Origin of the sequence: Oscillatoria sp. FACHB-1406 (assembly GCF_014698145.1) — a bacterium.
Lineage (GTDB): Bacteria > Cyanobacteriota > Cyanobacteriia > Cyanobacteriales > Spirulinaceae > FACHB-1406.
On the sequence record NZ_JACJSM010000023.1, the window covers coordinates 51,879 to 65,305 of the forward strand.

Below are 13,427 nucleotides of genomic sequence, written 5' to 3' on the forward strand. Positions count from 1 at the left end.
TTTTAACAATCTCGAGAATTTATACTACCTATCTCCCTATGGCTCAAACGTTTATTCCGGAAAATAATAGGGTTGAGGCAATATCTCCCGCCTTAGATGTGGAACTGCGTCAGTTTTATAAGGTATTTGATGGCGAACCAGCGGTTAAGGGGGTAAGCCTTGAGGTTCGCAAGGGCGAGTTCTTCAGCATTCTGGGGCCGTCGGGCTGCGGGAAAACGACAATTCTGCGCGCGATCGCGGGTTTTGAGGTTCCGTCTTCCGGCGAAGTTTTCATCCAAGGCGAACTGATGAACCGGGTTCCGCCCTACCGCCGTCCGGTGAATACGGTTTTTCAAAGTTACGCCCTCTTCAACCATCTGACAGTAGCGCAAAATATTGCTTTCGGCCTGAAGATTCAGAAGTTGCCGAAAACGGAGATTGAAACGCGGGTCGCCGAGGCGCTGGCGGGGGTGAGAATGGAAACTTTTGCCCATCGTTACCCGAACCAGCTTTCGGGCGGACAGCGCCAGCGAGTGGCGCTGGCGAGGGCGCTAGTGAATCGTCCGGCAGTGGTGCTGCTCGATGAGCCACTCGGAGCGCTAGATTTGAAGTTACGCAAGGAAATGCAGGTGGAGTTAAGCCGTTTGCATCGAGAGTTAGGTTTGACGTTTGTGATGGTGACGCACGACCAAGAAGAGGCCCTGTCGCTATCGGATCGCATCGCCGTCCTGCGCGCCGGGAAAATCGAGCAAGTCGGTACGCCGAGCGAAATCTACGAACGTCCTCGCACTGCCTTTGTAGCGGATTTTATCGGCGATACGAATTTATTTAAGGGCGAACTCAATACACAAGACAGTAATATTGTCAAGCTTGTGACCCAGACTGGGCTTGCGATCGCGGTACAATCTCCCTCAGTACCGCCCGCAAACACGATTGCTGTTAGCATCCGCCCCGAAAAAATCAACCTTAGTTCGCAGCCACCAGCAAGCGCCGATAACTGCTTTCAAGGACGCTTGCAGCACGCCATGTACCTCGGAACGCGCGTTCAGTGCGTTGTCGCCCTCGAAAGTGGCGAAACCTTAATCGTCATGCAACCTAACCCCGCTCCCGACCTCCCCGAACTCGACGCACCCGTTTACGCTTCCTGGTCGGCGAAAGATTGCTTAGCTCTAGAAATGAATGATGAAGGGTAAATTACGAATTACGAATTACGAATTACAAACTATTATGACTCACAACAATCGAACAACAACTCTCAAGTACGACACCACTTTCCTAAAGATTTTAACGAACGAGTCATTCACAGAATTTTGTCTTGTTTTTAACGGGAATACGATGCTATAGCGCAACTTCTTCTATCTCTTCGATTAGCGTTTGCCAGTCGAGTGCAAGCGAGGGATTATCAGTGCGCGATCGCTGACAGCGACGATTGAAGGTACAGTATTCACACTCTCCTTTTGTTTCGGGAACTTGCGGAAAAGGAATTCCAGCACTGTAATAGCGTTCTAAATTAGCGTTGAGTTGGTTTAATAAGGATTGAAGTTGCGATCGCGTCCGTTCGTGTTTTTGCCGACTGTAGGGAATTGTCGCGCATTCGGGACTGCCTTGAACGAACCAATACGTCATCGAAAGCTGCTCGGGCGTATAGTTCGAGGTTTCCACGAGGACGAATAGGTAAAGGCGCGTTTGCCAGTTTGCCTGAATTTTATGAGAGTCAAGCGGTTTGCGATAAGTTTTCCAATCGAGAATGTGGGCGCTGTTGGGGTGCGTAACCAGCAAGTCGTAGATGACGCTTAGGGTGTAATCCTCAAAGGCAAAAGAACGGTAATGTTCGGCTTCGCGCTGACTGTCAGGACTGGGGGCGGCAATTTCGGGAACCGCTCGAACTAGGGATGCGATCGCGTTTGCATAGCGATCGTTTTCTGCAAGGATAGACTCAAGGGGCAACCCCATTTCTCGCTGCTGCATCAACAAGTGAAATTGACTCCCCCACGCGAGGCGTTCTTGCTGTTCGGGATCGAGGGGTGAAGCGAGTTGGTCTAAGTATATATGCTGGAACTTGCGCGGGCAAGTGTCGAGGAGGTTGAGATGTCCTTGAGAAAGACGAGCAATAGTCATTTCAGTTATGGGCAGGAACTCATTGTCAATATTAACCAATTTTATAGGTATGTTCCTGATGGGGAGTTAAAGATGTAAGTTAGGTCTTAATTTCGGCAAGTGACAGAAGATAGATATAGCGCTACACAACTCGTTTATACCAGATTGATGGGTCGCTGCATAGAATGAAAAGTAGGGTGTGGAGCGCGAAGCGTAACGCACCGTTATCCTGATAATTTAGGAGAGTTTATTCTAGGCAACGCAATCTTAAATTGGTATTAGGACTTTTGCTCGTACCTTGGCAAGGTTAAAACAAGGAAGAAAGAGATCGCTGAAATCAAGACTTAACAAATATTTCAGGAATTGCGTCAGCCACGATTTTAACCTTGTCAATGTAGTACATTTAATTCATTGGAGATAGCGGTTGTCCGAGAGTGTTAGGGGGTATTGCCCGAATTCGCGATCGCTAAAATAATTTTAACGAAAGAACCGCCTAATAACGTGATGGTCGCTAAAGAAGTAATCCCAAAGCCGAGAACTCGTTTTTCGGCAGCTTGATAGTATCCCCAAGCAAATAAGATGCGTCCGACAATCCAAAGCGCCCCAATTCCTGCCGCCCAAAGAGGACTGACAAAAGCAGCAAATAACCAAAGGGAAGGCAGGAAAATAATCAGTTGTTCGAGGGTATTTTGTTGAACGCGAATGACGCGCTCGAAGTCGGGATTTCCCGTCATCTGCGGCGGTGAAATTTTATATTTAGCGCGCGCGCGTCCGACGTTAATGGTTACGCCGAAGTAAACGATTAGGGCGCAAACGGTGACTAAACTCGGCCAAGGCGATAAGGTAATCGTCATTTTGAGTATCGGGGGAATTTACAGTTAAATCGTTAATTATTTTAACCTGTTTGACTGACTCCGCGATATAATTGCGCGATCCCGACTTCTAATTCGACACTCTTGAATTGCACCAATTCCCCTGCCCCATAACTCTGCGTTTCCCACTGCTTTTCCCCTTCACGAGTAACAACGCAGCGGCGACATTCAACCTGCATTCGATCTTGATTAATAAGAACGTATTCTTCTAAGGTAGGAATTTGTTGGTAATCCTCGAATTTTTCAGCGCGATCGAATTTTTCGGTAGAAGGGGATAGCACTTCGACAATCAGCTTTGGATAGCGCTTGACGTAACGATCTTCGCGGTCTCGTTCGTCGCAAGTTACGAAGACATCGGGGTAATAAAAAAACGCATCGGCATAATTGACTTTTACATTTCCCGATCGCACCGCACACCCCGAATCGCGAAGTTTTTGCCGCAGAAGTTCGATAAGATTGAGACATATCTCATCATGGTCGTCGCTACTGCCGGACATGGCGTAAATTAAACCCTGTCGATATTCGTGGCGAATTTCTGCATCGCGTTCGAGGGCGAGATAGTCTTGAGGGCTGAATCCAGCAGGGAGCGCTATCATAGTTTGTAGTTGTTGAATACGCTTCTATTATTTTATCTTGCTCTGACTGTATAGCGTTTTTCTAATGGATGAGGTACAAAAGTTGAAATTAGATGGGTAGGGGCGAATGGCATTCGCCCGCACGGTGTACCTCACGCAAACGAAAAATGCTAGATATAGCAATTCTATACAGTTGACAAATATTCTTTTCATAAAAATACGGAAATCTAACAATCTATTTTAATAAAATTTAGAATGGTTTTTAATCAATAAAGTGTTGCGCGAGCGATTTAAACGTACAGATCCACTTATTCAATGTATACTTAAGGCTAATGACACTGAAATTGTCAGATTGCCGCGATATTCAAAAGGAATTATAAACGTGAGAAAAAGCGAAGCTTCATCAAAACAGATTTCAGGAAATGTCAATAAGTACGAATCCTACCGAGAGGCGTGGTCGCGAATTAAATTAGCGTTAGAGAATCAGTTTTTCTTGGAAGCAATTACGATTCAGGAAAGTATTATCTCCGACCGCCTCCTCAGCTTTCTCTCTCGTCCAGACGCTCCCAATCCACTTGTTTTAAAAAATGGGAGTTTTCCTTCATTTGGTAAACTGATTAAAGGCTGGCGCTCTGAATTTAAAGATGGGCTTCCATCGGGTTCTTATCCAGATTTAATTGAAGCAGTCGATCGGTGGCGGCGTTATCGAAATGAAGCTATTCATGCAATTGTTAAATCCGAACCGGGGGAACCGACTCAACCGATTGATAGTTTTTTACAAAAAGCCAAGGACGCGGCAGAAGAAGGAGAAAAGCTAACCCGAGAAGTCTGTAATTGGTGTAAAAAAGAAAAGAAATCGTAATAATATCTTTATGTCCAATACGTCATCCCTAATCTCTTCCTTTCTCAGTGCGATTGTCTTCTACACCTGTATCCCCTTACCCCAAATTTTCCCCCTCACGATTGAAAGAATTGCGCGTTTTGCACCGATAATCGGGCTATTATTGGGCGGAATTTTAGCGCTAGCAGACGCAGGATTAACTTTAATCGGGATGCCAGTTTTAACCCGCAGCGCGCTGGTGGTGAGTTTGGGGATTGCTTTGACGGGCGGATTGCACTTGGACGGGGCGATGGATGCGGCGGATGGATTAGCGGTGCAGGATGGGGAACGGCGCTTGCAGGTGATGCAGGATAGCGCGACGGGGGCGTTTGGCGCGATCGCGGCCGTTATCCTCATTGTACTGAAAACGGCGGCTTTAAGCGAGATGGGGGGAAATCGCGCTTTGGCGTTGATAGCGGCGATGGGGTGGGGGCGTTGGGGGCAAGTTGTCGCGATCGCGCGCTATCCTTATCTCAGGCCGACTGGGAAGGGTGCGTTTCACAAAGAATCGCTGCGTTCTCCCCAGGATGTGCTGTTGGGGTTATTTGTACTGCTGGGTTTGGCGGGCAGTATTTTAGCGATAGATGCAACGCAATGGCGTTGGGTAGCGGCGATGGTTGCAGGGGGTGGCGCGATCGCGTTTTTGACCGGATACTGGTTTAATCGGCAACTCGGCGGCCACACCGGCGATACTTACGGTGCAGTCGTCGAGTGGACGGAGGCTTTTTTACTCTGTTTATTGGCAGTCTTTGCCCCAACAATTTAAGCGAAATGTTCGAGTAGCTTTCGCAAAATGGCTTTGCGATAGACCAAACTCAATGTATCGGTGAGGTACTCTAAGTTGGCGGGCGGTTCCATCAATAAACTATCGGAAAGAACGATAGAACGCCACCAATTTTTAGGAATGTTTATTTCCACTCCCACTCGTTCCATCACCTGCATAAACTCCCAAGCAATTAACCCGTAACAAACAGGAGTCGGGTGAAAACCATCCAAGCCAATTAAACCGCCAGTAACGCGCTGTTCGGGGTTAAAAGCATCGGGAACGAGACGGATATAGCGCGTATCTAATAGCGGTTTTCCGGCTGTCGAAATGCGCTTGGGGGCGAGTTCGTTCAATGCTTCAATCAATCCCGGCGGAAACTCATAAGTGACTTGTCCGACTTGGCGGCGAAAGGCGAGGCGATCGAGTTGTTCGCAAATATCGACAACGTGCCAATTATACTGCTGCGCAGCCTGTTTTATTGCCTCATTGTAAGCATCGATCGCGCGATCGATTTTGCGCGCGTTGTCTGCGGTTAAATAGGGGAAACTGTGCGGATTTTTACTAAAATCTTCGTCCCCAATCCAAAAGTGAGTGTAATACTCGTAATAGCCGTCGGAACTCAGCGCCCTCGATCCTCGTTCACCCGGCGTAATCCCCCGACTAATGGGCGGAATGGTCACGTGAGGAACCGTACCGATAAAGACATTTTCAGCGCCAATCGCTTGGATTTTTGGGGCAACGCGATCGAGCAAAATTTGAAAGTGTTCCGGTTTCCAAAGGTAAGATTGACGTTGGTGCGGCCACTTGCCAACATCTTCAATTTTGGATTCAATCTCTTCTAACTTATGACCTTGAGGTAAAAGTCTCACAACAGTCCCCAAGCAATTATTTGAACCCAACCAAAAAATTAAGTTTTCGATTCCCCCTTGAGAGCGAGCAATTTCTGTCGCTACTCCAATTTGCGACAGCGATTCGTATTGGGGATCGAAGCTCGGATTCAGCGTGCGGCGTGCAATTCGATACAGGGGAGATTCCGGAACTTTCGCCAAAAAATTTGACTTAGCGGGTGAGAGAAGCTGGCGACAAACTCGCTCGGTTAAGGTATCGCAATCGCCCAATTGAAAGCCGGAAACTGCTAAATTATGATGTAAGGGGCCCGTTTGAGAAGATTGCGCTCCTTCGCCTTTTTCCCAATAGTCTTCAACGCTGCTGAGAAAGCGTCTCATTCTCAGTACGGCGCGAGGAACTTCCGATAAGTCAACGTTGGGGCCGTAGTTATCAACAAGCAAGCGTAAAACTCTTTCAAAGTTAAGCGGTACGCCTCCTTTTCCCATAAAATCGGGATATTTAAACTCAAAGTTATTGAGACATTGTGCGATGCGAGCGGGGTAAGAAATTTCAGTACGGTAGATGCTCCCACTCGTCACGCCTTGCGTCATACTATCGCCAATAGCGACTAAAGGAACGGACATTTTTAAGACTCCTGATGTAACCCAATTGTAGCGCTCGCTCGGTTAGCGAAAATCAACTTAACTCGATAAGGGCAGGTTTAGCCATCGATGTGTTAATCAATATCGATGAATGTTCAATAAACCTGCCCCTACGGAGGGTCACTTTTTTTGGCGAATGCTAATTCACCTAACGCGCCCTCACAGTTTTGGTTTACTTTTATTCCGCTTTCTTACTAAAGCGAGACGCTCCATTTTTCTGTTGGGGCATAGCAGTGCTCATTGGTGTCAACTTAAGCCTACTATCCTTGATAGCCCTGAGTTTTTCCTAAAATTTCGATCCCCTTCTTATCCCCCTAACGATCCCCCTCTTATCCCCCTTACTAAGGGGGAGGATAGAAGATGCTTCGCTATTTGTTGAATGGGGACTTTGAATGAGTTCCGGTTCCCCCCTTTAATAAGGGGGGCTAGGGGGGATCGAGAGCTAATGCTTAAACAGCGGTCTATTTCTGGGTTTCACGTTAAGTTGACACTCATGAGCAGTGCTAGCCCCTCATTCCACTCTACTCTACAATAACTCAAACAAAACTGTCGATTAACTTCCGTAAAATAGTTTGTCGGTAGAGAAAACCTAACGTATCGGTTAAATATTCCAAATTGGCTGGCGGATCCATTAATAAGGTATCTGAAAGAACGATCGATTGCCACCAATTTGCCGGGATATTCACAGAAACGCCAACTTGTTCCATTACCTTCATAAACTCCCAAGCAATTAACCCGTAGCAAACTGGGGTTGGATGAAAACCATCCAAACCAATTAAACCCCCAATCAGGCGTTGTTCTGGGTCGAAAGCTTCGGGAACGATGCGAATATAGCGCGTATCAATGAGAGGTTCTCCCGATGCAGAAAGGCGCTGCGGAAGTAACTTTTGTAAGGCATCAATTAATCCTTGGGGGAAAACATAAGTTACGTTTCCGGCGCGACGGCGGAAGGCTAAACTATCGAGTTTTTCGCAAAGATCGACGACGTGCCATCCATACCTTTCTGCCATATTTTTAATCGCATGATTGTATTCGTCAATGGTGCGATCGATATAACGGGCTTGTTCGCGGGTGAGGTAGTTATATTTTTTCGGGTCTTTGCTAAACTCATCATCCGCAATCCAGAAGTGAGTATAGTATTCGTAGTAACCATCCGCACTCAGCGCATCTTTGCCTTGTTTACCGGGGGTAATTCCGCGACTCACGGGGGGAATTGTGACGTGAGGAACCGTGCCGATAAAGACGTTTTGAGCGCCAATTGAGTGGATTTTAGGTGCGACGCGATCGAGCAAAATTTGAAAGTGTTCGGGTTTCCAGAGATTGCATTTGCGGCTGTGAGGGACGCGATCGATATCTTCTATCGTAGACTCGATTGGATGTAAGTTAGTAACCGTTCCCAAGCAATTATTAGCGCCCAACCAAAAGATGAGATTTTCAATCCCGCCTTGGGAAGCAGCAATTTCTTTTGCTGCCGAAATTTGGGTGAGAGATTCGTATTGAGAACTATAGCTGGGATTGAGAGTACGGCGGGCGATGCGGTACATCGGAAAGTCAGGAATTTGCGAGAGTAGATTATTTCTCGGTGCTGGCAGCCAATCGCGACAAAGCCGCTCGGTTAAGGTGTCGCAATCGCCCAATTGAAAGCCAGAAATTGCTAAATTGTGATGCAAGGGGCCGGTTTCAGTCGCTTTTGTGCCGTCGCCCCGTTCCCAATAATCTTCAGTGCGATCCAGTAGACCTTGCAATCGCACGGCAGCTTGAACAATTTCGTTATAATCGACATGAACGCCGAAGCTATCAACTAAGACTCGCAAGACTTTTTCTAAGTTCAGGGGCAAACCGCCCTTGCCCATAAAATTGGGCCGTTTAAAGTCAAAGTTTCCCAAGCATTGAACGATACGGGCGGGATAAGAAATTTCGGTGCGAAAAATACTCCCGCTGGTCACGCCTTGGGTCATACTATCGCCAATAGCAACTAAAGGAACGGACATTTTAAATACTCCTGGTAACGATTGAAATGAGAAAGGATAGATAGCGCGGAATTCAAAAGCGCGATCGCACCCTGGACAGGGATATTAAGTTTAATAAAGAGCATCCGGAGCGCAAGCTTTGCGCCCCTACTCGCGAAGCTATAATTTCCGAGCTAAACTTCAACAACTTTAGCATGACCGGCAAAGACAAAATGAGCTTCGCGGCTGCCTTGACTTGCATCTTTCCACTTAATGTGGTAGTGACCTTCTTCAGAACCAAGCAAGTCTTCAATTTGGTAGTTCCCTAGCCCAATGTCGATACAACTTCCCGGATGTTCCCGTTCGATATCAACCGCTTGTTCGGTGGAAGGTTTAAGGACGGTGGGAACGGTAACTTTGAGGGTATAATCGCGATCGGGATCGGTGGGAGTAATGCCGAGTCCTTTTGCGATCGCGTCTGCCATTTCCTCCACGTCAAAAATGCCCATATCCCGCATCGAATCGCAGAAACAGCACTCTACTAAAATCGCAGGCATCTGGGTATGTTTGAGGACAAAAAAGTTAGCCGTCTTCACGCCCTTATCTTTGAAGCCCAGCTTAACAATTTCTGCTAAAACTTTTCTCGCGATTTGCTGAGATTCATTGCCCATGCCGAAAATTTCAGTCCCATTCGCATTGCCATTGAACGAATTAAAATGAATTGAGACGAATACATCAACCCCTGCATTATTAGCCGTATCAACTCGTTTTTGGAGCGATTCTCGAACGCTAGAAGCGCTGCGAGGCGTACAATTAATGACTTGATGACCCGCTGCTTCCAGTTTTTTAATCAAGCGGGTTCCAACTGCCATTGTTAGCTCGTCTTCCTTTTTAATTCCAACTGCGCCGGTATCTGGGGGGCAATTGTGTCCGATGTCAATTCCAAATTTAGTCATAACTTAACCTCCAGTAGGCGTAAGATTTTGATGAGTAGCGTTTTGAGAATTAGAGGACTGAGTATTCGACGTTACTGCTATCGAACTATTTTGAGCTATTTCTCGATCGACTATCAACTGATTAAGGGGTTCTTCTAAAGCTGCTTTTATTCTCAAAGTATTAAACTCCTCGACGATTTTATAAAAAGAGGGTTCGGGTAGCTTGTAGTTCACAATGCTGTGTAACCTCTGAGCTTCAGCAGCCAAAACTTTTCCTTGCTGATATCGTTTTTCTAGAGGAAGCTTTGTAACTAGAGCTTGAGAAAGTGCTGCTCCAATACCGAGTAAACTGGCAATTTCGGGTTGTTTGTTACTAATAAATAATGGCACTAATGCCCCGGAAAAAATTCCGATTCCTCCCAACATAATACCCAAGCCGCGATTGAATTTAGATAAGCCAAGATTGCGATCGATGAAACGATCGACTTCTTTAAGAAATTGGTCTTTCATTTCTAATTCTGTTAAAGGAGGAGATATCGAGGACTGGGGGTTAGGATTAGTGTCTGTCATATTTTGAATTTCCTTCGCTCTTTAGAAACGATAAAACCAACGCATCATCATTGAGGGGCGCTCGCGCAATGGAGCGCCCCTTTCAACTTAGGCAACAGATATATTCTGTGCCAACGCTAACAAGTCTCCCAGGGAACCCTTAAAGCGGTTTTTATCGACATTACCCTTTACCCCAGCTATCGAACCAACTTCTGTATACTGCCAAATCGTGTAGCCCTTTCCACCCCAATTATCTCCAGGAACGCTAGGTCTCGATCTTGGGGTATAGTGAGCGATCCACAGAGGATAATCGGCAAACTCTTGGGTATCCTTCATATACTCGCTCCAAAAGGAAGGTCCCGTGTAAATAATCGGTTTTTCTTTTGTTGCTGCTTCCACTTGCTTTAACCAATTTTTGACACGAGCGATACGTTGCTCGAAATCTAATTCTTTCCAAGCACGTCCGACGTTTTCCGGCCAGGGTTCCAAGTCTAAAACCGGAGGTAAATCGCCTGGTTCGAGAACATCTTGAACCACAGAAAGAAAATTCTTAACTTGCTCTTCTGCCGCCTTCTGAGGTCTGAAGAAATGGTAAGCACCGCGAAGAATTCCGGCTGATTTCATCCCCGCCCAGTTGGTTGAAAAAGTGTCATCTTTCCAAGTCCCGCCTTCTGTTGCTTTTGCAAAGGCAAAGTCAACACCAGCAGCTTTAACTCGATGCCAATCAATCGGAGGATTGTAGTTGGAAACATCAATTCCTAAAAGTCTCGCGTCTGCATCTTTTTCAATTAAAAATATATCGAGAGCGTCGGCAGTAAGTTGACGACCGGCAGCATCAAAACCTTTGGCAACAATTCGTCTTTTACCGCCTCGTATAAATGGATAGTGGATAGCCCACTTTCCATCCACAACCGGGACTTTTCCCAATAAATATTGCTCGGCAAAAAGCTCGATTATGGCAATTGAGTTTTCAGCAGTTCCTTGAAAGTTAATGGTATCGCCAAGGGTCAATTGAGTGAGGTTCGCAGGATTGGTAATTTTGACTGACATTTTGAGGCTCCGTAAATGGGTAAAGTTTTAGGAAGTCACTAACTAGATAACCGGGAAGTTTTTAACGAGATCGTCACCTGCGATAATGGTAGTTTCATAGGTGTAGTTCGCATTTAGTTTGTAGCGGCGGTCTTTCATGATAATATCCATGAAATCTTCATGTCCTTCTGCGGTACGTCCAACGAAACAACCTGCAGCCCAACGACCAATATCGTGACGGACTGCACCGTTAGCGTGATGTTGATTAATACCAAACAGTCCGGTATCGAGTTTGTCGCCCGTGCGGAAACCATCTTTGTTAAAATCGCGGTGAACGGTGACAGGTTTGGTTTGAACTAAAGCTTTACCTTGATTCGTATGACGAGTAATATGAGCGCCGACTTGCCAAGCTTTGTACTGACCAAATTTAATCCGAGCCGCACCATTTGGGTTCATTGGATTGACAGTCCAAAATCTTCCGGGTTCGGTAGTTGCTTCCCAATTTCCTACAATTTTCGGAGTTCCATTCACAATTTCAATTACCATGCGACGGTCGTTAAAATGATTGGGAGTATCTGTATTTTCGGTTCCGTCGGCATTCATTCCTTCAACGTAAACAATGTTAAATTCGCCCGGTTTCACAGAAATACTGTAATCTTTCGTCAACATATATTTGATAATGCGACCCGCTAGGTCGTTACCCGGTCTGAGCTTAGAAACGATAAACTCTTCCAACTCTTTTGGATCGGTTTCAATAAGCTTCTTGGAAGTTTCAAAGTCTAAGATGCCAACGTTAGAGCAATTAGTATAACCTTGAAATTCCTTGAACGCCTCGGTTGTAATCGGCCCAAACTTTCCGTCTACGGGAGGGTCTAACAGCTTGAGCCAAATCAAAACTTTCTGAATATCAGTCGTTAGCTCTTCATCGGCGGCAATTTCGAGCATCGTGTATTGCTTTCCGGAAGTTCTAGCAAGTTCGTAAAATTCTGGAAGGTACATAGTGAAAATTATGTTTGATTGCGTTGTAAACTCAGGATGTTTGTCCTGTTTCTACTGATGTCTCTCACGATAACAATTGCCCCCCAGACCTGACAGTCGGTAAAAGTCAGGAAAAAGTCACCTGACTTGTCAGTTACAGTTTGTGAACTTTCCGGATGCGGCAAAAAAAGCTTGTATGAAGAATCCCCGCTTTTTCAAAAGCCTCGGTGGGAGAATTTCTTTATTAAAAAAGTACCCGAAATTCTATTGACAATCGATAGGAAGAGTGACAAGCTGATGAATGCGATTGGCGGAGATAAATTTGATTGCGCGATCGCACCAGAATTTAACAAAACTCAAAATCGGGGTGTGCATTCAGTAGAGACCTGAAATAATTCCACAAAAGAAAAACGTTGTACTATGACTGTTGACGAAGCATTAATACTTATTAAAAAGGCTGGAGGCGATCGCTACTTTAATACCGTTCGAGAGATCGTCTTTCGGCAGTCCTGGCAGGGAGAATCTTACGGGAAAATCGCTCGTGACTATGACTACAACGAAGGCTACGTGAAGGATACGGGCTATCGTTTGTGGAGTTTCCTCTCGGAGATTTTCGGCGAAAAAGTGACGAAAAATAACCTGCATTTGGTGCTGAAGCGCTACCAACAACAACAGCAAAATCTGGCCCGTCTCGCAGCAACGACGGCGTTACCCCACGGGCGCGAAAATGCAATTGCACCCATCGCGCACAATCTCCCCGTGCGCCACTGTACGGCATTTCAAGAGCGAAACTCGGAGTTATCGCAACTATCGGAATGGTTGGGAGACTATTGCACCTATCCTTGGATGGGGATTGAGGGCGTTGCGGGGGCTGGGAAAACGACTTTGGCACTAGAACTCGCTTATCGCTGCTTGGGGGCTGCTGTGCCGCCGGTGGAGGCAATCGCGTTTGTATCCGCCCAAAGCCATTATCGCACGCCCCACGGTGCGATCGCGCGTCTGAAACCCGATCGCACTTTAGCCGATATCCTCCGCGCGCTCGCGCAAACGCTCAACCTTACCCAATTATCCGCCGCCGATTTCGAGACACTCTACGACGGAGTAAAAACCCACTTGCGACAGCATCGCACCTTATTAATCCTCGATCGCTGGGAATCCTTCACCGAACCCGAGCAAATTCTAGCATTCTTATACGATTTGCCTCTCACCGTAAAAGCGATCGTCACCAGTCGCCAACCCTTACTCTCTGTAAAACTTTCCCTCTCACTCCTACCCTATACCCAAATTCTTCCCCTCGTCGTTTGATTAAAACATTAGTTTTATTAACC

General features: G+C 46.4%; 13 protein-coding genes. 4 read left to right on the forward strand and 9 right to left on the reverse strand.

The annotated features are described in order from the left end of the window. The first annotated feature begins 38 nt into the window (after window positions 1-38). Entirely contained in the window at window positions 39-1,172 is a 1,134-nt protein-coding gene (locus tag H6G50_RS19120) for an ABC transporter ATP-binding protein (protein WP_190719850.1), read from the forward strand. A gap of 145 nt (window positions 1,173-1,317) precedes the next feature. Here the strand turns inward: H6G50_RS19120 and H6G50_RS19125 are convergent, their stop codons facing one another. From H6G50_RS19125 to H6G50_RS19135, 3 genes are all read right to left on the reverse strand, one after another. Beyond that, on the reverse strand, window positions 1,318-2,097 hold the full coding sequence (locus H6G50_RS19125; RefSeq protein WP_190719852.1) for a PD-(D/E)XK nuclease family protein: 780 nt from the start codon (window positions 2,095-2,097) through the stop codon (window positions 1,318-1,320). Between the two features lie 416 nt (window positions 2,098-2,513). Beyond that, entirely contained in the window at window positions 2,514-2,930 is a 417-nt protein-coding gene (locus tag H6G50_RS19130) for an MAPEG family protein (protein ID WP_190719855.1), read from the reverse strand. 41 nt (window positions 2,931-2,971) lie between these two features. Further along, window positions 2,972-3,544 carry a Uma2 family endonuclease gene (locus H6G50_RS19135; protein WP_190719857.1) on the reverse strand — a complete coding sequence of 191 codons (573 nt, stop codon included), beginning with the start codon at window positions 3,542-3,544 and terminating at the stop codon, window positions 2,972-2,974. A gap of 361 nt (window positions 3,545-3,905) precedes the next feature. On the opposite strand from H6G50_RS19135, the gene H6G50_RS19140 reads away from it, so the two are divergent. Further along, on the forward strand, window positions 3,906-4,385 hold the full coding sequence (locus H6G50_RS19140; RefSeq protein ID WP_190719862.1) for a hypothetical protein: 480 nt from the start codon (window positions 3,906-3,908) through the stop codon (window positions 4,383-4,385). Window positions 4,386-4,395: 10 nt separating this feature from the next. Next, window positions 4,396-5,169: an adenosylcobinamide-GDP ribazoletransferase gene (gene cobS, locus H6G50_RS19145; protein ID WP_190719865.1), complete on the forward strand. Its 774-nt coding sequence runs from the start codon at window positions 4,396-4,398 to the stop codon at window positions 5,167-5,169. On the opposite strand, the gene H6G50_RS19150 is transcribed toward cobS, so the two are convergent. From H6G50_RS19150 to H6G50_RS19175, 6 genes are all read right to left on the reverse strand, one after another. Then, complete coding sequence (locus tag H6G50_RS19150; RefSeq protein WP_190719868.1) at window positions 5,166-6,641, reverse strand: hypothetical protein; 1,476 nt, start codon at window positions 6,639-6,641, stop codon at window positions 5,166-5,168. The two genes, cobS and H6G50_RS19150, sit on opposite strands and share 4 nt — an antisense overlap. Window positions 6,642-7,195: 554 nt before the next feature. After that, window positions 7,196-8,650, reverse strand: a complete 1,455-nt coding sequence (locus tag H6G50_RS19155) for a hypothetical protein (RefSeq protein ID WP_190719870.1) — start codon at window positions 8,648-8,650, stop codon at window positions 7,196-7,198. A 152-nt stretch (window positions 8,651-8,802) separates the two neighbouring features. Further along, complete coding sequence (locus H6G50_RS19160; protein ID WP_190719874.1) at window positions 8,803-9,564, reverse strand: N-acetylmuramoyl-L-alanine amidase; 762 nt, start codon at window positions 9,562-9,564, stop codon at window positions 8,803-8,805. 3 nt (window positions 9,565-9,567) lie between these two features. Further along, complete coding sequence (locus H6G50_RS19165) at window positions 9,568-10,113, reverse strand: hypothetical protein (RefSeq protein ID WP_190719877.1); 546 nt, start codon at window positions 10,111-10,113, stop codon at window positions 9,568-9,570. 87 nt (window positions 10,114-10,200) lie between these two features. Next, window positions 10,201-11,142 (reverse strand): glycoside hydrolase family 25 protein, encoded by a 942-nt coding sequence (locus H6G50_RS19170; RefSeq protein WP_190719880.1) that lies wholly within the window; start codon window positions 11,140-11,142, stop codon window positions 10,201-10,203. A 42-nt stretch (window positions 11,143-11,184) separates the two neighbouring features. Further along, window positions 11,185-12,120: a peptidoglycan-binding domain-containing protein gene (locus H6G50_RS19175; protein WP_190719883.1), complete on the reverse strand. Its 936-nt coding sequence runs from the start codon at window positions 12,118-12,120 to the stop codon at window positions 11,185-11,187. A gap of 399 nt (window positions 12,121-12,519) precedes the next feature. On the opposite strand from H6G50_RS19175, the gene H6G50_RS19180 reads away from it, so the two are divergent. Continuing rightward, window positions 12,520-13,404 (forward strand): NB-ARC domain-containing protein, encoded by an 885-nt coding sequence (locus H6G50_RS19180; RefSeq protein WP_190719886.1) that lies wholly within the window; start codon window positions 12,520-12,522, stop codon window positions 13,402-13,404. The last annotated feature ends 23 nt before the right edge of the window (window positions 13,405-13,427 follow it).